The organism is Salinarimonas sp. NSM (assembly GCF_052380005.1).
GTDB lineage: Bacteria > Pseudomonadota > Alphaproteobacteria > Rhizobiales > Beijerinckiaceae > Salinarimonas.
The window spans coordinates 13,285-30,491 of the sequence record NZ_JBQTCJ010000059.1 but is presented as its reverse complement, the minus strand read 5'-3'; the positions used below and the strand labels follow the sequence as shown (position 1 = coordinate 30,491).

Genomic DNA, 17,207 nt, shown 5'->3' with positions numbered 1-17,207 from the left:
ACGCCGGCCGGGGCCGCGGGGCCGCTCTGCGCGAGGGCCTGCGCTGCGGCCCGCGCCGCCGCGGCGCGCTCGGCCTCGACCGCCGGATCGATGTCGTTCGCGGGCCGCCCGCCGCGCATCTCCGGCGGCAGGCCGGGGCCGAGCTGCGAGGGCTTGGCGTTCTCCACGCCCATGATGCGCACGCCGCGTTCGCCCAGCTTCTCGACGAGCTCGGCGAGCCCCTCGCGATTCACCGCGAGGTCCTTCAGGTCGAGCACGATCGGGCGCCCCAGGAAGAACCCCGCCGACTTCTCGGCGAGCGCGTCGAGTCGGGCCAGCCAATCGTCGAACGGCAGCTCCGGCGCGAGCACGAGCGCAACGAAGGATCGGCCGCGAAAGCGGATGGCGGCCGGTGCCGGCGAAGGAGAGGCTTCGGGCTCGGCGGTCTCGGGGGCGCGCTTGGCTGAGAGTGCGTTCATGGCTCGGGCGGGCTGGAGGAATCCTGACGCGCTCGATTTGGGCGGCTTAGGGTTAACGGTGAGTTAATCCGGCGGAGGGGCGGGCAAGTTTTGCCGGGGGTCGCTGGGTGGCGTACGACCGGAGTCGGGCGCGCGAGACGCTATGCAATCTCTAGGTTCTTGACGGTTCGAAACAGGGCCGGAATGGCGGCGTGTGCCTGCGCGGCCCCTATCTCGGAATGCGGACGATCGAACGACCCCTCACTCCCGCCGCGCCGCGAACAATCCGTCATACGCCCCCAGCGCCAGCACCCCGCCCTCGCGGATCGCGCCGCCGAAGCCCGGGCCGTCGACCACCCTCCAGGCGTCCCGCTCGCCGTCGGTCAGGCGCCAGGTGAAGGGGCGGTCGGAGAGGTTGAAGGCGCACAGCAGGCGCGCCCCGTTCGCGGCGCGCTCGTAGACGACGAGGGGCTCGGGCGCGTCCTCGACGAGGCGCTGGGTGCCGCCGCGCAGGGCGGGCTGGTCGCGGCGCCAGGCGAGGATGCGGCGGTAGGCGTTGAGCACGCTGTCGGGATCGGCCTCCTGGCGGTCGACGGCGAGCGCCCGATGGTCCTCGCTGAACGGCAGCCAGGGCGTCTCCTCGCCGAAGCCGCCGTAGCGGGCATGCGCCTCCCAGGGCATGGGCGTGCGGCAACCGTCGCGGCCCGCGAAATCCGGGTAGAGCTGCAGGCCCCAGGGATCGCGCAGGTCGTCCCAGCCGATCTCGGCCTGCGTGAGCCCGAGCTCCTCGCCCTGGAAGACGAGCGCGCCGCCCTTCTGGGTCGCCATGATGGCGCACATCAGCTTGGCGAAGGCTCGCCCGAAGCCCTGGCGCGTGGGCCGCACGCCCCAATTGCTCATCAGCCGCGTCGAATCCTGGTTGCCGGCGACCGTCAGGATGGTCGCCTCCGGCCGCGCGGCGGTCTCGCGGATCTGCCGCCGCAGGACGCCGACGTCGAGGTCGGAGTTGATCAGGTCGAAATGGTAGGCCGCGTGCAGGCGCCCCGGCGCCGTCGCCTCGGTGCAGAAGGGGATCGAATCGACGTCCGAGGCCTCGCCGAGCAGGAAGCGGTCCGCGCCGTAGCGGTCGGCGAGCGCGCGCATGCGCTCGAACAGGCCCATCGAGTCCGGAAGGCCGCGGTCGAACGGGTGCTCCTGCCGGCTGAAGGGATTGTTCGGCCCGCCGCCGACGAGGATCGAGGGTCCGCTGGAGGCGATCGGCGGATTGTCGCGCAGGTCCGGGTCGCTGAGCAGGCACTGCACGGCGTCGAGACGAATGCCGTCGATGCCGCGGTCGAGCCAGAACGCCATCTCGCCGAGGATCGCGTCGACCACCTCTGGAGTGCGCAGGTTCAGGTTCGGCTGGCACTCGAGGAAGGCGTGGTAGCGGTACTGGCTGCGCCGCGGCTCCCACTCCCAGGCGCTGCCGCCGAAGGAGGAGAGCCAGTTCGTCGGCGGGCCGCCGTCCCGGCGCGCGTCCGCCCAGACGTACCAGTCCGCCTTCGGGTTGTCGCGCGACGAGCGGCTCTCGCGGAACCAGGGGTGCTCCTTGGAGGTGTGGCAGGGCGTGAAGTCGACGATCGTGCGCAGCCCCCGCTCGCGGGCGGAAAGAACGAGCCGATCGAGATCGGCGATCTCGCCGTAGGTCGGGTCGACGGAGCGAAAGTCGCAGATGTCGTAGCCGAAATCCTGCATCGGCGACTTGTAGAAGGGCGACAGCCACAGCGCGTCGACGCCGAGCGCCGCGACGTAGTCGAGCTTCTCGATCACACCGTTCAGGTCGCCGATCCCGTCGCCGTTCGTGTCGCGGAAGCTGCGCAGGTAGAGCTGGTAGATCACCGCGCTCGCCCACCAGGGAGTGGCGGGGGGGTCGCCGCCCGCAGCGCGTCTGGATTTCGTGCTGGTCTCGCTCATCGCTCTCTTTCGTCCGGCTCCTGCGTGCGGCAGGCAAACGGCGCGACGAGCGCTTCGGTTTCGAGCCGGCCGGCGGCGCGAACGCTCAGCCGAGACGGGTGAGCGCCCAGCCGGCGGCAGCGATGTGGGCGAGCGTGATCGCCACCGAGAGCCCGTGCAGGCGCGCGAAGCGGCTCCTCGCCCCCGAATCGGTCGCCGCGTTGATGGCGGGCATCAGGATCTGGCGCGTCGGGACGGTGGTCGCCGAAACCGCCGCCATCAGGCCCGCCGCGAGCGGGTCGATCGACCACAGCAGCAGTGCCGCCAGCGCCGCCGTGCCGATCACGAACAGATAGAAGTGCGGGAACGCCTTTCGGATCGTCGGCCCGGCGGTCTCCGGCGGCAGCGCCGTGAACAGGAAGGCGGCGAAGCCGAAGGAGTACAGCACCATGCCCCCGAACAGGAGGGCGAGGACGAGGAGTGCGAGCGTGGCGAGCATGGCGGGATCCGTCTGGGGAGGCCCCGGTGAGATGGCGCGCGGCGCCCGCGCGTCGATGCGGCGGGACGTCTCTCCGGGAAGCGGCGGGCCGGCTAGCCCGCCCCCGCCTCCTCCGTCGCCCGCAGGACGAGCTCCGCGGCCGCCTCCGGCGCGTCCCAGACGGGGAAGTGGCCGCAATCCTCGAACCAGTGCAGCTGCGCGGACGGGAACGCGGCGCAGGCGCGCTCGGCCTGCGCGGGGCGGCAGAGCCGGTCCTTGCGGCCCCAGCCGATCGCGACCGGGCCGCTCGGCGCCGCGGCGGGCCCCTCCTGCGCCGGACCTTCGGCGAGATCGCGGATCAGCGCGGCCACGGTGGGCGTGCGCGCGAGGCCCTCGATCTCGCGCGCGGCGAGGTCCGCGGGCACGCGGGCGGGATGGGCCGAGAGCTGGGCGAGGAGGAGGCTGCGGGTCGCGGCGTTGCGCGCGAGCGGCCCACGCAGGGGGCCGAGGCCGCGCAGCGCGCCGAGCGAGGCCGTGAGCGTCGCGCGGAACCAGGTGCGCTCGCGGCCGCGCCAGAACCCGCCGGGATCGAGCGCCACGACCGGCCCGCCGAGGCCCCGTCGCGCCATCTCGAGCACCAGCCGCGCCCCGAGCGAGGCGCCGACGAGCCCGGCACGGTCGAGCCCCTCGGCACGCAGGAACGCCTCGAGGCTGCGCGCCAGGCCATCGAAGCCGCCGCTGTCGGGCGCGCCCGGCGTCTCGCCGTGGGCGGGCAGGTCGAGCGCGATCACCGTGCGCCGCGCCCTCAGGGCCGGCAGGATCGGGTCCCAGGAGCGGCGGGTGCCGCCCAGGCCATGAACCAGGACGATGGCGGGCCCCTCGCCGCCGCGGTCGTATCGAAACATGCGTCGCGCTCCCTCGGGTCTCGCCCCGCTCGTCAAGGCCCGAACGGCGACGGACGTTCCGGCGGGCGCGCCGCTCGCCCCCGGCCGGGGAGGGTCGCCGCCGGCGCCCGCCCGTGCCATAAGGCCGCCGAACCACCTCCCGGGCCGGCCGAGCACATGATCCGCATCGAGACCATCACCAAGCAGGCGAGCCATCGCATCCTGTTCATCGAGGCGTCCGCCACGATCCAGCGGGGCGAGAAGGTCGGCCTCGTCGGCCCCAACGGGGCGGGCAAGACCACGCTGTTCCGGTTGATCACCCGCGAGGAGCAGCCCGACGACGGCCAGGTTTCCGTCGATCGGGGCGTGTCGATCGGCTATTTCAGCCAGGACGTCGGCGAGATGGCGGGCCGCAGCGCGGTCGCCGAGGTGATGGACGGCGCCGGGCCGGTGAGCGCGGTCGCCGCCGAGCTGCGCGCGCTCGAGGCCGCCATGGTCGATCCGGACCGGGCCGACGACCTCGAGGCTGTGATCGAGCGCTACGGCGAGGTGCAGGCGCGCTTCGAGGAGCTCGACGGCTACGCGCTCGACGGCCGCGCGCGGGAGGTGCTGGCGGGGCTCGGCTTTTCCGAGGAGATGATGGACGGTGACGTCGGCAAGCTGTCGGGCGGCTGGAAGATGCGCGTGGCGCTCGCCCGCATCCTGCTGATGCGCCCGGACGTGATGCTGCTCGACGAGCCGAGCAACCACCTCGATCTCGAGAGCCTGATCTGGCTAGAGGCCTTCCTGAAGGGCTATCCCGGCGCGCTCCTGATGACCTCGCACGACCGCGCCTTCATGAACCGCGTGGTCGGCAAGATCATCGAGATCGACGGCGGCACGCTCACCAGCTACTCGGGCGACTACGAGTTCTACGAGGCGCAGCGCGCGCTCGCCGAGAAGCAGCAGCAGGCGCAGTTCGAGCGCCAGCAGGCGATGCTCGCCAAGGAGATCGCCTTCATCGAGCGCTTCAAGGCGCGGGCCTCCCACGCCGCCCAGGTGCAGAGCCGGGTGAAGAAGCTCGACAAGATCGACCGCGTGGAGCCGCCCAGGCGCCGCCAGTCGGTGAGCTTCGACTTCCCGCCCGCACCCCGCTCCGGCGACGAGGTGATCAGCCTGAAGGGCGTGCACAAGGCCTGGGGCTCCCGGCGGATCTACGAGGGCCTCGACCTCGTCGTGCGCCGCAGGGAGCGCTGGTGCGTCATGGGCGTCAACGGCGCCGGCAAGTCGACGCTGCTCAAGCTCGCCGCCGGCGCCGCCGAGCCCGACGACGGATCGGTCACGATCGGTGCGGGCGTCAAGATGGGCTACTTCGCCCAGCACACGATGGAGGTGCTCGACGGCGAGCGCACGGTGTTCCAGTCGCTGGAGGACGCCTTCCCGCAGGCCGGCCAGGGCTCGCTGCGCGCGCTCGCCGGCTGCTTCGGCTTCTCCGGCGACGACGCCGAGAAGAGGTGCCGGGTGCTCTCGGGCGGCGAGAAGGCGCGCCTCGTCATGGCGTTGATGCTCTACGACCCGCCCAACCTCCTCGTCCTCGACGAGCCGACCAACCACCTCGACATGGCCACCAAGGAGATGCTCGTCGCCGCGCTCGAACGCTACGAGGGCACCATGCTCTTCGTCTCGCACGACCGCCACTTCCTGGGCGCGCTGTCGAACCGGGTGCTGGAGGTGACGCCGGACGGGGTGCACCAGTATGCCGGCGGGTATGTCGAGTACGTGGCGCGGACGGGGCAGGAGGCGCCGGGGCTGCGGGGGTGAGGGGGGCGAGGGGCGGGACGATACTTGACGCCCGGCTCACGAGCTAGCTATCTAGCTAGCCATCGGCCGATGAAAGCGAGCCGCGCGAGGAGTGACGGCGATGTGGACGCTCCAGGACGCGAAGAACAGGTTCAGCCGGGTCGTGGACGACGCGATGTCGGGGACGCCGCAGCGGGTCACCAGGCGGGGCAAGCCGGCTGTCGTCGTCGTGGAGGCCAGGCAATACGACCTGCTCGTGGAGCAGGCGCGCGCCGGGCGCGGCTCCTTCGCCGAGCATCTGCTCGCATTCCCCGGCGATCTTCCCCTCGACCGCGCCGACCTGCGGCCGCGCGAGGTGGATCTCTGATGTACCTCGTCGACACGAACGTCATATCCGCGGCGCGCCGCCCCGACGGGGATCGGTCGGTTGCTCGATGGTTCGAGCGGCACGACGAGCGCACGCTGTTCCTGAGCGTCCTCACCCTCGGAGAGATCGAGCGCGGCATCGAGGCGGTGCGGGATCGCGATCCGGATTTCGCGGCGACGCTGCGGGCGTGGGTCGACACGACGGCCGCGCTGTTCGCCGACCGCGTCCTGCCGGTCTGCCCGGACGTGGCGCGGATCTGGGGTCGCTTGAGCGCGCAACTCGGGAACAACGGCGTCGACGTGATGATCGCCGCGACGGCGCTCCATCACGGAGCCGTCGTCGTCACGCGGAACGTCGCGCATTTCGAGGGGACCGGCGTCGGGGTCGAGAACCCGTTCGACTAGGTCACGCGCGATCGCGCCAGCGCGCCTCCTTTCAGCTGCCTCAGCAACCCCGCACGATATCGCTCCCGGCTCTGCTATCGACTTGCCACATCCGTTGCTGGCCTGCACAAGTGTGAGATGTCGATGCCGAGGACCGAGGCATGGGATTCCTTCACCTGCTGGCCAAGCTGCTCTTCAGGAAACGCCGGCCCGAGCGAGGCCGGCGCGACACGCGCGAGGTCGTGCCCCAGCATGGGCCGACCCGCATCCTGCGGGGGCGCTGTTGGGTTATCGATGGGGACACGATCGTCATCGACGGGGTGCACATCCGGCTCGCCGGCATAGACGCGCCCGAGCTCGACCACCCCTGGGGCAACCAGTCGAAATGGGCCATGGTCAAGATGTGCCGGGGCAAGATGATCACCGCGCACATCCAGCCCGAGATCTCCTACGATCGCGTCGTTGCGGAATGCTACCTGCCCGACGGCCGCGACCTGTCGGCCGAGCTCGTCCGCTGCGGCCTCGCGCTCGACTGGCCGAAATTCTCGGGCGGCAAGTATCGCCATCTCGAGCCGCCCGACGTGCGCCGCAAGCTCTGGCGCGCCGACGCGCGCATGCGCGGCCGGCTTCCTTCGCAGAAGCGTACCTAGACGCGGCCGATCTCGCGCTGATGTCTCGAGAAGATGGTGGGCGCGACAGGGATTGAACCTGTGACCCCTACGATGTCAACGTAGTGCTCTCCCGCTGAGCTACGCGCCCTCCAGACCGGCGACTTCGGGTGGGCGCCGCCGGTGAGGAGGGCGATATAGCGGAGGCTCGGAGGGGATGCAAGCGGCAAAATGCCGGCCTCCGCCGCCCCTCTTCTCGCCGCCCTCAGGCGGCGAGCAGCTTCTCCACCTCGTTGACGAGGTCCTTGAGGTGGAAGGGCTTGGAGAGGACCTTGGCGTCCTTCGGGGCCTGCGTGTCCGGGTTGAGCGCCACCGCGGCGAAGCCGGTGATGAACATCACCTTGATGTCCGGGTCGAGCTCGGTCGCGCGGCGCGCGAGCTCGATGCCGTCCATCTCGGGCATGACGATGTCCGTGAGGAGCAGCTCGAAGGGCTCCTCCCGCAGGCGATTGTAGGCGGACAGCCCGTTGTCGAAGCTCGCCACGTCGTAGCCCGCGTTCTGCAGGGCCTTGGCGAGGAAGCGGCGCATGTCGTCGTCGTCTTCCGCGAGAAGGATCTTCATCTGTCGTCCGGATCGGCTCTGGTGCGAATCGGCTATCGTTGTTCCATAAAGCCGACGGGCCGTAAACAGGCCATGAAGCCGGCCGCCCGCCGCGACGGCCCGCGCCGATCTGCGCCATGGACAGACGCGACGCGAGGCCCCATCTTCGTAGGCTCGCGCGGGGCGCGCGCCGCTTCGGCACCGCCGCCCGCATCAGCTCGGAGACCCGGCAGGCCGCATGCCCGTCGCACAGGACACGCATCTCGGCGCGGACCTCGCGCGCGACGCCGATCTCGACCCTGACTTCGCCCCCGCCTTCGTGGTGGACGCGCCGGGGCGGCAGAGCGCACCCTTCGTCTTCAACGCGCCGCACGCCGGCACGGTCTACCCGCCCGCCTTCCTCGCCGCGGCTCGCCTCTCGGGGCTGGCGCTGCGCCGCTCGGAGGACGCGCACGTCGATGCGCTGTTCGCCGGCGTGCCGGCGCTCGGCGCGCCGCTTCTGCGCGCGCGTTTCCCGCGCGCCTATCTCGACGTCAACCGGGAGCCCTACGAGCTCGACCCGCGCATGTTCGACGGGCGGCTGCCCGGTTACGCCAACACGCGCTCGATGCGTGTCGCCGGCGGGCTCGGCACCATCCCGCGCCTCGTCGCCGACGGCCACGAGATCTACGCCCGCAAGCTCGCGGTGGAGGAAGGGCTCGCCCGCGTGGAGGCGCTCTACAAGCCCTATCACCGCACCCTGCGCCGGCTCGTCGAGCGCACCGTCTCGCTCTTCGGCGCCGCCGTCCTGATCGACTGCCACTCGATGCCCTCCTCCTCGCTCGCCCGCGAGGAGATGGGCGTCGCCGACATCGTGCTCGGCGATCGATACGGGACGAGCTGCGCGGGGCCGATCACGGACCTCGTCGAGGAGGCGCTGCGCCGGCGCGGCTACGGGGTGGCGCGCAACAAGCCCTACGCCGGCGGCTTCATCACCGAGCACTACGGCGAGCCGGCCGGGCGACGCCACGCGCTGCAGATCGAGATCAACCGCGCGCTCTACATGGACGAGCGCACGCTGGCGCGCAGCCCCGCCTTCGCGACGATCGCCCGCGACCTGATCGACGCCATGGCCGAGGTCTTCCCCGCCATCGCCTCCTGCGTCGGCGCCGGGTCGATCGAGCCGGGGCTCGCCGCGGAATGAGCGGGGCGGGGGCTCCACTCCCGTCCGCCGGAGATCTCCCGGAGGAGCGGCCGCACCGCCCGGAGACCCAGGCGCAGCAGGCCTACCGCAGGCTCGAGGAGATGATCGTCACGCTCACGCTCGCGCCCGGCAGCCGCATCTCGGAAAACGCCATGGCCCAGCGTCTCGGGCTCGGCCGCACGCCGGTGCGCGAGGCGATGCAGCGGCTGGCCGTGGAAGGCACGCTGCGAATCCTGCCGCGGGCGGGCGCCATCGTCTCCGAGATCGACCTCGCCGACCAGTTCAAGCTCATCGAGGTGCGCCGCGGGCTCGAGCGGATCATGGCCGGGCGCGCCGCGCGCCTCGCCGATCGGCCGACGCGCGCCCGCTTCGCTGCGCTCGCCGCGCGCTTCGGCGAGGCGGAGTCCGGGGAGGACGAGGCCGCCTTCATCGCGGCCGACCGCGACTTCAACGCGCTGCTCGCCGCGAGCGCGCAGAACAAGTACGCGGCGTCCGCGATGGCGCCGATCCAGGCGCAGACGCGGCGCTTCTGGTTCCTCGCCTTCGAGCGCTTCGGCGACATCCCCCGCGTCTCGCGCCTGCATGCGGCGATCTGCCGGGCGATCGCCGCCGGGGACGAGGCGGCGGCGCAGGCGGCCTCCGACGCCCTCGTCGACTACGTCGAGGACTACACCCGGCGCACGCTCGACGCCCTGATGTGAGCCGTCCGCCGCATCCGCACGCGTCGGGGTGCCGCGGCATCTGACATGTCAGTTCCATAGCAACTGCATACGAGCTGAGCACGCCCGCGTCGCCTTTCGCGGCAGCCGTGCGCCCGGGCGCGAAGCCTGCGCGCTTGCCCAACGGCGGACGGCACTTGGCATCCTGCATGCAGGAGCATCCGGAGACGAGAGACGGCCTCCCGTAGAGGAAGGTCGCGAGGGGGAAGAGACGGCCGGGGACGGGGCTCGCGCGGATGCGGGCCTCGGGGCGGAGCGAAGCGAAACCGGAGGACCCCGAGATGAACAGACGCGACTTCCTCACCCGCGGCGCCGCCGGCGGCGCGATCGCGGTCGGCGCGAGCGTGGCCGCCCCCGCCGTCGTGCGGGCCCAGGAGAGCTTCACCTGGCGCATGACGAACGCCTACGGCCCGAACTCGCCCTTCTACACGACGGGCCCCGGCAGCCCGGACGCCTTCATCGAGAAGGTCGCGACGATGTCCGGCGGGCGCCTGACGATCCAGCACTTCGCCGCCGGCGAGCTGGTCCCGGCGCTCGAGGGCTTCGACGCGGTCGTCTCGGGCGTGGTCGAGGCCAACGCCGCCAACTCGTATTTCTGGGCGGGGCGCAGCTTCGCGGCGCAGTACTTCACCACCGTGCCCTTCGGCATGAGCTTCCTCGGCCACATGGCGTGGCTCTACCACGGCGGCGGCCTGGAGCTGTGGCAGGAGGTCTACGAGCCCTTCGGCCTCGTCGCCTTCCCGCTCAACAACACCGGCGTCCAGATGACCGGCTGGTTCCGCGAGCCGATCGAGACGGTGGAGGACCTCAACGGCCTGCGCATGCGCATCCCGGGCCTCGCGAGCCGCATCTACGGCGAGCTCGGCGTCGACGCGCGGCTCCTGCCGGGTGGCGAGATCTTCCCGGCGCTGGAGCGCGGGGTCATCGACGCGGCCGAGTTCGTCGGCCCCTACCAGGACCGGCGTCTCGGCCTGCAGAACGCGGCGAAGTTCTACCACACGACCGGCTGGCACGAGCCCGCGACCACCGGCGAGCTCGCCATCTCCCGCATCGCCTGGGACGCGTTGCCGGACGACATCAAGGCGATCGTGCGCGCCGCCGCGCAGGCGACCGTGCTCGAGAGCGTCACCTGGTCGGAGGCGGTGAACGGCGAGGCGCTGACCGACCTCGTCACCAACCACGGAGTCACCGCAGCCGTCCTGCCGCAGGCGGTCGTCGAGCGTCTGCGCGAGGTCACCGCGGACGTGCTGTCCACCGAATCGGCCAAGGACCCGCTCTCGCAGAAGGTCCACGAGGCCTACATGGCCTTCAAGGCCGACCACGACCGCTGGGCCGGCATCTCCGAAGGCCCGTGGCACGGCACGATCCTCGGCGGCTGATCCGTGATCGCGCTCGAACGCCTCGTCGAGGCGCTGGAGGGGGCGGTCGCGCTGTTCGGCCGCCTCGCCGCGCTCACCTGCATCGTGCTCGTGCTCGTCGTCGCGGGCAACGTGCTGGCGCGCTATTTCTTCAGCGCCGGCGCGATCTGGCTGCAGGAGCTCGAATGGCACCTGATCTCGCCGATCGCGCTGTTCGGCATGTCCTACGCGCTGCTGGCCGGCGAGCAGGTGCGTGTCGACGTGCTCTACGAGCGCTTCCCCGCGTGGATGAAGCGCGCGGTCGAGGTGCTCACCGGCCTTCTGCTGGCGCTGTTCGCCACGTGGATGGTCAAGCTCTCCATCCCCTTCGTGGCGCAGTCCTGGCGGCTCGGCGAGGGCTCTCCCAACCCGGGCGGGCTGCCCTTCCGCTTCGCGCTCAAGAGCCTCATCCCGCTCGGCTTCGCGCTGCTGGCGGCGCAGGGGCTCTGCCATGCGCTGCGCCACGCCGTCCTCACGCGCCCCCAAGGGCCGACCAAGCGCTGACGAAGGGCTGATTCATGTCGCCGAACGAGATGCTGGCGCTCACCATGGTGGGCGCCTTCTTCTGCCTGATCATGATCGGCATCCCCGTCGGCATCGCCATCGCGACGTCCGCGATCGTGTTCGGCTACGCCGGCTTCGGGCCGATGCTGTTCAACCTCGTCCCGTCGCGCATCTACGGCGTCGTGACGAACTACACGCTGATGGCGATCCCGCTCTTCGTGTTCATGGGGGTGATGCTCGAGAAGTCGCGTCTCGCCGAGGAACTGATCGACGTCATCGGCCACCTGTTCGGCCGGGTCGGCGGCGGGATGGGGGTGGCGATCGTCATCGTGGGCGTGCTGCTCGGCGCCGCGACGGGGATCGTCGGCGCGACGATCGTGACGCTCGGGCTCCTGACGCTGCCGGCGCTGATCCGGCGCGGCTATTCGACCCCGCTCGCCTGCGGCGTGATCTGCGCCTCGGGCACGCTCGGCCAGATCATCCCGCCCTCGCTCGTGCTGATCCTGCTCGCCGAGGTGCTCGGGCTCTCGGTCGGGACGCTGTTCGCGGCGGCGATGATTCCCGGCCTGATGCTGGCCGGCCTCTACGTGATCGCGCTCCTCGTCACGGCGCGGCTTCGGCCGGACCTCGCCCCGGCGATCCCGGCCGAAGAGCGTGCGGCGATGCCCGCGGGCACGCTCGCGAAGAAGACGCTCCTCGTCGTCGTGCCGCCGATAGGGCTCGTGGTCGCCGTGCTCGGCTCCATCGTCGGCGGCGTCGCGGCGCCGACGGAGGCGGCGTCGATGGGCGCGATCGGCGCGCTCGCCATGGTGCTCCTCGCCGGCAAGCTCTCCGGCCGCCTCCTGTGGGAGGTCGCGCGCACGACGCTGCTGATCTCGGCGATGGTGTTCTTCATCCTGATCTGTGCCCAGCTCTTCGCGCTCGCCTTCCGGGGGCTCGGCGGCGAGCACCTCGTGGAGCGCATGTTCGAATGGGTGCCCGGCGGCGTGACGGGGAGCCTGATCTTCCTGCTCGTGCTGGTCTTCCTGCTCGGCTTCTTCCTGGAGTGGATCGAGATCACCTACGTCGCCCTGCCGCTGTTCCTGCCTTTCTTCCTGGGACAGGGCGTCGACATGGTCTGGCTCGGCATCCTGATCTGCATGAACCTGCAGACGTCGTTCCTCACCCCGCCCTTCGGCTGGGCGCTGTTCTTCCTCAAGGGCGTGGCGCCGCCGGGGGTCACGACGGGCGCGATCTACCGCGGCGTCGTGCCCTTCATCGCGCTCCAGCTCGCCGCGCTCGCGATCCTGTTCGCCGCACCCGGCCTCGCCACCTGGCTCCCCGACGCGATCGGCTGGTGAGGCGGAAGGCGGACGTCGCCTCACTCCCCCGGCGTCGCGTGCTGCGGCTCCCAGAAGTGCTCGCGGGCGCCGGTGAGGAGGAAGGCGAGCTCGTCGATGTTGGCGACCACCCGGTCCGCCCCGGCCCGTGCCACGGAGCGGCGTGGCAGCCGCTCGGCGGCGTGCACGAGCGCCTTGCGCGCATGCCCGAGCGTCAGCAGCAGCTCGGCCTGCTCGGCCTCGTCGAAGACCCTCCTGCGCACCACCATCGTTCCGCCCTCGCCGCATGAGTTCCGCTTTCGTTCTGATTGCCGTGACTCCGCGCCGGACGCAAGAGGAACCTGTTCCTCTACGGCGTCGCAGCGCGATGTCGCGCGTGGTCGCCGCGGGGTGTGCGCCTCCGGCCGGACCGGTATAGGCTCGTGGGACGACGCGCTGGGAGACCCCCGATGACCGAGACGCCCGACACGCCCGCGCCCGACGCGCAGACGACCCCCATCCCCGTCGCCGTCGTGTCGGACCCGATCTGCCCGTGGTGCTGGCTCGGCGCCGCGCGGCTGCGGCGCGGTGCGGCGGAGGCCCGAATCCCGATCACGTTGTCGTGGCGACCGTTCCAGCTCAATCCCGACATGCCGCGCGAGGGCATGGACCGCGCCGCCTATCGCGCGGCGAAGATGGGAGCCGCACGCTCAGACGCGCTCGACGCCGAGATGACCCGGCTCGGCGCGGAGGAAGGGCTCGACTACCGCTTCGCCGCCCAGACGCGGACGCCGAGCACCCGGCGTGCCCACGCGCTGATCGCCTTCGCCGCGGCGCAGGGGCGCGACGACGCTCTCGCCGAGGCGCTGTTTCGTGCCTACTTCACGCGGGGTGCCGATCTGGCCGACGACGCCGTCCTCCTCGCCTGCGCAACCGAGGCCGGGCTCGCGGCCGACCAGGCCCGCACAGCGCTCGACGACACCGCGCTCGCCGATCTCGTCGCGCGCGAGGAGGCCCGCGCGCGGGCGCTCGGCGTGAGCGGCGTGCCGTTCTTCGTCGTCGCGGACCGCTGGGCGATCTCGGGCGCGCAGCCCGCGGAGCTGTGGCGCGAGGCGCTCGCCGAGATCGCCGCGAAGCGGGCCGCGGGGGGCGCGGGCGAGGGAGAGGCCGGCACGGCGGGCTGACGGGCGATACCCGCCTGCTCAGCGTCCCGCGAGCGTCTTGCCAACACACCCGGCGCCTGCGATGACCGGCGTCGTCGATCACCGGAGCGAGCCCCATGCAGCGCCTCCTCGGCGGGTCCCCCGCCGCCGTCCTCGTCAAGCTCGTCTTCCTGTCGCTCCTCGTGGGCGCGTTCATGGCGCTGCTGGGCATCACGCCGCAGGGGTTGTTCGACGGGGCGTTCGAGCTCGTGCGCGACCTCTGGGAGACCGGGTTCGAGGCCTTCGGGACGCTGGGGCGCTGGCTGATCTACGGAGCGATGGTGGTCGTGCCCGTCTTCATCGTCATGCGCATCATCGCCGCGCTGCGCTGACGTGAGCGCGCCCGCCGAGACGGCGCCCGGGTCGAGCGTCCCGCCGGAGGTTTCCCACCGGCGCATGTTCCTCATCGCGCTGCCGATGATGCTCTCGCACATCACGGTGCCGCTGCTCGGCTTCGTCGACACGACCGTGATCGGGCGGCTCGGCGACGCCGCGCTGCTCGGCGCCGTCGCCGTCGGCGCGGTGATCTTCGACTACATCTTCTGGAGCTTCGGCGCGCTGCGCATGGGGACGGCGGGCATGACGGCGCAGGCCGTTGGGCGCCGGGACGATCGCGGCGTGGCCGAGACGCTGGCGCGCGCCCTCGCCGTCGGCGGCGTCGTCGGCCTCGCGATCGTCCTGCTGCAGATCCCCATCGGCTGGGCCGCCTTCGCGGCGATCGGCGCCTCGGATGCGGTGAACGCCGCGCTGGCCGAGTACTTCGCCATCCGCATCTGGGCTGCGCCCGTCACGCTGATGAACTACGCGGTGCTCGGGTCCCTCACCGGCCGCGGGCGCACGGATCTCGCCTTCGTGACACAGGTGGCGACGAACGTCGTCAACATCGCCCTGACCGTCCTGTTCGTCGTCGGGCTGGAGATGGGCGTCGCAGGCGCCGCGCTCGGGACGGTGATCGCGGAGACCGCGGGCCTCGCCCTCGGCTTCGTCGTCGTCCTGCGGCTCGGCGACAACCCCTTCGCGGTGCGCCGCGCCGCGCTCCTCGACCGCGCGGCGTTCGCACGCATGCTCGCGGTCAACGGGGACATCGTGGTGCGCACGACGGCGCTGAGCGCCGCCTTCCTGATCTTCAACGCGCTCGGCGCGCGCGCCGGCGACGAGACGCTCGCGGCCAATGCCGTGCTCTACAACATGTTCGCCATCGGCGCGTACTTCCTCGACGGCTTCGCCACGGCGGCGGAGGCGGTGTGCGGCCAGGCCTACGGCGCGCGGCGCCCCCGGGACTTCCGCCGGGCGGCGGGCATCGCGGCGCTGTGGGCGCACGTTTTCGGCGTGGCGGTCGCCGCAGGCTTCCTCCTGGGCGGGGGCGCCTTCATCGACTTCGTCTCGACCGACCCGCAGGTGCGCGAGACCGCGCGGCTCTACCTCGTCTTCGCCGCCCTCTCGCCGCTCGTGGGCGCGCTCGCCTTCGCGCACGACGGCGTCTACATCGGCGCGACCTGGACGGCGCCGCTTCGAAACCTGATGCTCGCGTCCTTCGCGTTCTATCTCGTGCTGCTCTTCCTGCTGCGCGACCTCGGCAATACCGGGCTCTGGATCGCCTTCCTGGCCTTCCTCGCCTCGCGCGGCATCGGCCAGCAGCTCGCCTTCCCGGCGCTGGCGCGCCGGCACATCCCGCTCGAGAGCGCCGCGGATTCGCTCGCGTCGCGCGGCTGAAGAACGGCGACGAGACGCTGGAGACCGGCGCACGACGCGAAGGGGCGGCCCCATCGGGACCGCCCCTTTGTTCGTCTCCCGGCCTCGGTGCCGGTGGGGCGCCGCGTCGGCCGGGGATCTCTACCGAAATCGCGGCCTCAGGCCGCCTCGGCCTCGTCCGCCTCGGCGGAGGGGCCCGAATCCTGGCCCTTCGCGTCCGGATCGCGATCGACGAGCTCGATTACGGCCATCGGGGCGTTGTCGCCGTAGCGGAAGCCGGCCTTGAGGACGCGGGTGTAGCCACCCTGGCGGTCCTTGTAGCGCGGGCCGAGCACGTCGAAGAGCTTCTTGACGAGCGTCTCGTCCTGGATGCGGGCGATCGCCTGGCGGCGCGCGTGCAGGTCGCCGCGCTTGCCGAGCGTGATCAGCTTCTCGACGACGGGACGCAGGTCCTTCGCCTTCGGCAGCGTCGTGACGATCTGCTCGTGCTTGATCAGGGCCTGGGCGAGGTTCTTGAACATCGCCTTGCGATGCTCGGGGGTGCGGTTGAAGCGACGACCGCGGAAACCGTGACGCATGATGGCTCTCCTTCGTTGCCGGCCGCCGTGCCAAGGAACGGCCGATCGTCTTCGTTCGTGTCGTGTTCGTTCATGGACGCGCTCCCGCCGGCCGGCGGGAGCGCAGGTCTGTCGGCCGAGGACCTCAGTAGTGCTCCTCGAAGCGCTTGGCGAGATCGTCGATGTTCTCGGGCGGCCAGCCCGGCACTTCCATGCCCAGGTGCAGGCCCATGCCGGCGAGCACTTCCTTGATCTCGTTCAAGGACTTGCGGCCGAAGTTCGGCGTGCGCAGCATCTCGGCTTCCGTCTTCTGGATCAGGTCGCCGATGTAGACGATGTTGTCGTTCTTCAGGCAGTTCGCCGAACGCACCGAGAGCTCGAGCTCGTCCACCTTCTTGAGCAGCGCGGGCGGGAACGGCAGCTGCGGCGAGACGGTGGCCGGCTCGTCCTTGCGGGGCTCCTCGAAGTTCACGAAGATCGCGAGCTGGTCCTGGATGATGCGCGCGGCGTAGGCGAGGGCGTCCTCCGGCGTCAGCGAGCCGTCGGTCTCCACCGTCATCGTGAGCTTGTCGTAGTCGAGGATCTGGCCCTCGCGGGTGTTCTCGACCCGGTACGAGACCTTGCGCACCGGCGAGTAGAGCGCGTCGACCGGGATGAGGCCGATCGGCGCGTCCTCGGGACGGTTGCGGTCCGCCGAGACGTAGCCCTTGCCGGTGTTGACCGTGAACTCCATCCGGATCTCGGCGCCCTCGTCGAGGGTGCACAGCACGAGGTCCGGGTTGAGGATCTCGACGTCGCCCACGGTATTGATGTCGCCCGCGGTGACGAGGCCGGGCCCGGTCTTGCGCAGCGTCATGCGCTTGGGACCGTCGCCCTGCATGCGGATGGCGATCGCCTTGATGTTCAGGACGATGTCGGTCACGTCCTCGCGGACGCCCGGGATCGACGAGAACTCGTGCAGCACGCCGTCGATCTGGACGGCGGTGACGGCGGCGCCCTGGAGCGAGGACAGGAGCACGCGCCGCAGCGCGTTGCCGAAGGTGGTGCCGAAGCCGCGCTCGAGGGGCTCGGCGACGACGGTGGCGACGCGCTTGGGATCGTCGCCGGCACTGACCTGAAGCTTGTTCGGCTTGATCAGCTCTTGCCAATTCTTCTGGATCACGACCTCACCTCTCGTGAGACGGGC

Annotated in this window: 20 protein-coding genes and 1 tRNA gene; 12 read left to right on the top strand and 9 right to left on the bottom strand. The window is 71.3% G+C overall.

What is annotated here, in order from left to right:
• The 4 genes from ACTZWW_RS18415 to ACTZWW_RS18400 form a co-directional block, all read right to left on the bottom strand.
• Window positions 1-458 (bottom strand): septum site-determining protein MinC (locus ACTZWW_RS18415; RefSeq protein ID WP_458575410.1); only part of this gene is annotated, 458 nt, incomplete at its 3' end.
• A gap of 240 nt (window positions 459-698) precedes the next feature.
• Window positions 699-2,390, bottom strand: a complete 1,692-nt coding sequence (locus ACTZWW_RS18410) for an alpha-amylase family glycosyl hydrolase (RefSeq protein ID WP_444782422.1) — start codon at window positions 2,388-2,390, stop codon at window positions 699-701.
• An 85-nt stretch (window positions 2,391-2,475) separates the two neighbouring features.
• Window positions 2,476-2,868 carry a DUF4149 domain-containing protein gene (locus tag ACTZWW_RS18405; protein ID WP_444782421.1) on the bottom strand — a complete coding sequence of 131 codons (393 nt, stop codon included), beginning with the start codon at window positions 2,866-2,868 and terminating at the stop codon, window positions 2,476-2,478.
• Between the two features lie 92 nt (window positions 2,869-2,960).
• Complete coding sequence (locus ACTZWW_RS18400; protein ID WP_444782420.1) at window positions 2,961-3,752, bottom strand: alpha/beta fold hydrolase; 792 nt, start codon at window positions 3,750-3,752, stop codon at window positions 2,961-2,963.
• Window positions 3,753-3,908: 156 nt separating this feature from the next.
• On the opposite strand from ACTZWW_RS18400, the gene ACTZWW_RS18395 reads away from it, so the two are divergent.
• The 4 genes from ACTZWW_RS18395 to ACTZWW_RS18380 all read left to right on the top strand — a co-directional run bounded on the left by ACTZWW_RS18395 (window position 3,909) and on the right by ACTZWW_RS18380 (window position 6,910).
• The gene (locus ACTZWW_RS18395; protein WP_444782419.1) at window positions 3,909-5,531 is read left to right on the top strand and encodes an ABC-F family ATP-binding cassette domain-containing protein; all 1,623 of its coding nucleotides are present in this window, start codon (window positions 3,909-3,911) and stop codon (window positions 5,529-5,531) included.
• 100 nt (window positions 5,532-5,631) lie between these two features.
• A complete protein-coding gene (locus tag ACTZWW_RS18390; protein WP_444782418.1) occupies window positions 5,632-5,877 on the top strand; it encodes a type II toxin-antitoxin system Phd/YefM family antitoxin in 246 nt (81 codons plus the stop codon).
• Entirely contained in the window at window positions 5,877-6,281 is a 405-nt protein-coding gene (locus tag ACTZWW_RS18385; RefSeq protein WP_444782417.1) for a type II toxin-antitoxin system VapC family toxin, read from the top strand. The genes ACTZWW_RS18390 and ACTZWW_RS18385 overlap by 1 nt, the downstream gene beginning before the upstream one ends.
• Before the next feature lie 140 nt (window positions 6,282-6,421).
• Complete coding sequence (locus ACTZWW_RS18380; protein ID WP_444782416.1) at window positions 6,422-6,910, top strand: thermonuclease family protein; 489 nt, start codon at window positions 6,422-6,424, stop codon at window positions 6,908-6,910.
• A 34-nt stretch (window positions 6,911-6,944) separates the two neighbouring features.
• On the opposite strand, the gene ACTZWW_RS18375 is transcribed toward ACTZWW_RS18380, so the two are convergent.
• Together ACTZWW_RS18375 and cpdR are read right to left on the bottom strand one after the other, a co-directional pair.
• Window positions 6,945-7,019 (bottom strand) — tRNA-Val (locus ACTZWW_RS18375).
• A 114-nt stretch (window positions 7,020-7,133) separates the two neighbouring features.
• Window positions 7,134-7,490 carry a cell cycle two-component system response regulator CpdR gene (cpdR, locus tag ACTZWW_RS18370; protein WP_029031016.1) on the bottom strand — a complete coding sequence of 119 codons (357 nt, stop codon included), beginning with the start codon at window positions 7,488-7,490 and terminating at the stop codon, window positions 7,134-7,136.
• Between the two features lie 217 nt (window positions 7,491-7,707).
• On the opposite strand from cpdR, the gene ACTZWW_RS18365 reads away from it, so the two are divergent.
• The 5 genes from ACTZWW_RS18365 to ACTZWW_RS18345 all read left to right on the top strand — a co-directional run bounded on the left by ACTZWW_RS18365 (window position 7,708) and on the right by ACTZWW_RS18345 (window position 12,612).
• Window positions 7,708-8,652, top strand: a complete 945-nt coding sequence (locus tag ACTZWW_RS18365) for an N-formylglutamate amidohydrolase (protein WP_444782415.1) — start codon at window positions 7,708-7,710, stop codon at window positions 8,650-8,652.
• A complete protein-coding gene (locus ACTZWW_RS18360; protein ID WP_444782414.1) occupies window positions 8,649-9,353 on the top strand; it encodes a GntR family transcriptional regulator in 705 nt (234 codons plus the stop codon). Before ACTZWW_RS18365 ends, ACTZWW_RS18360 begins: the two co-directional genes overlap by 4 nt.
• A 299-nt stretch (window positions 9,354-9,652) precedes the next feature.
• Window positions 9,653-10,750, top strand: a complete 1,098-nt coding sequence (locus ACTZWW_RS18355) for a TRAP transporter substrate-binding protein (RefSeq protein ID WP_444782413.1) — start codon at window positions 9,653-9,655, stop codon at window positions 10,748-10,750.
• A gap of 3 nt (window positions 10,751-10,753) precedes the next feature.
• Window positions 10,754-11,272, top strand: coding sequence for a TRAP transporter small permease subunit (locus tag ACTZWW_RS18350; protein ID WP_444782412.1), 519 nt, complete (start codon window positions 10,754-10,756; stop codon window positions 11,270-11,272).
• 14 nt (window positions 11,273-11,286) lie between these two features.
• A complete protein-coding gene (locus ACTZWW_RS18345; protein WP_444782411.1) occupies window positions 11,287-12,612 on the top strand; it encodes a TRAP transporter large permease in 1,326 nt (441 codons plus the stop codon).
• Between the two features lie 20 nt (window positions 12,613-12,632).
• Here ACTZWW_RS18345 and ACTZWW_RS18340 read toward each other — a convergent pair whose 3' ends face one another.
• Window positions 12,633-12,860, bottom strand: a complete 228-nt coding sequence (locus ACTZWW_RS18340) for a hypothetical protein (RefSeq protein ID WP_444782410.1) — start codon at window positions 12,858-12,860, stop codon at window positions 12,633-12,635.
• Between the two features lie 180 nt (window positions 12,861-13,040).
• Here ACTZWW_RS18340 and ACTZWW_RS18335 point away from each other — a divergent pair, with 180 nt between their 5' ends.
• The 3 genes from ACTZWW_RS18335 (at window position 13,041) to ACTZWW_RS18325 (ending at window position 15,485) form a co-directional block, all read left to right on the top strand.
• Complete coding sequence (locus ACTZWW_RS18335; protein WP_444782409.1) at window positions 13,041-13,754, top strand: DsbA family oxidoreductase; 714 nt, start codon at window positions 13,041-13,043, stop codon at window positions 13,752-13,754.
• Between the two features lie 95 nt (window positions 13,755-13,849).
• Complete coding sequence (locus tag ACTZWW_RS18330; protein ID WP_444782408.1) at window positions 13,850-14,104, top strand: DUF6460 domain-containing protein; 255 nt, start codon at window positions 13,850-13,852, stop codon at window positions 14,102-14,104.
• Window positions 14,105-14,168: 64 nt separating this feature from the next.
• Window positions 14,169-15,485: an MATE family efflux transporter gene (locus tag ACTZWW_RS18325; protein ID WP_444782407.1), complete on the top strand. Its 1,317-nt coding sequence runs from the start codon at window positions 14,169-14,171 to the stop codon at window positions 15,483-15,485.
• Between the two features lie 137 nt (window positions 15,486-15,622).
• On the opposite strand, the gene rplQ is transcribed toward ACTZWW_RS18325, so the two are convergent.
• Together rplQ and ACTZWW_RS18315 are read right to left on the bottom strand one after the other, a co-directional pair.
• Window positions 15,623-16,042: a 50S ribosomal protein L17 gene (gene rplQ / locus ACTZWW_RS18320; RefSeq protein ID WP_444782406.1), complete on the bottom strand. Its 420-nt coding sequence runs from the start codon at window positions 16,040-16,042 to the stop codon at window positions 15,623-15,625.
• Window positions 16,043-16,166: 124 nt separating this feature from the next.
• Window positions 16,167-17,183, bottom strand: a complete 1,017-nt coding sequence (locus ACTZWW_RS18315; RefSeq protein WP_444782405.1) for a DNA-directed RNA polymerase subunit alpha — start codon at window positions 17,181-17,183, stop codon at window positions 16,167-16,169.
• Window positions 17,184-17,207: the final 24 nt, after the last annotated feature.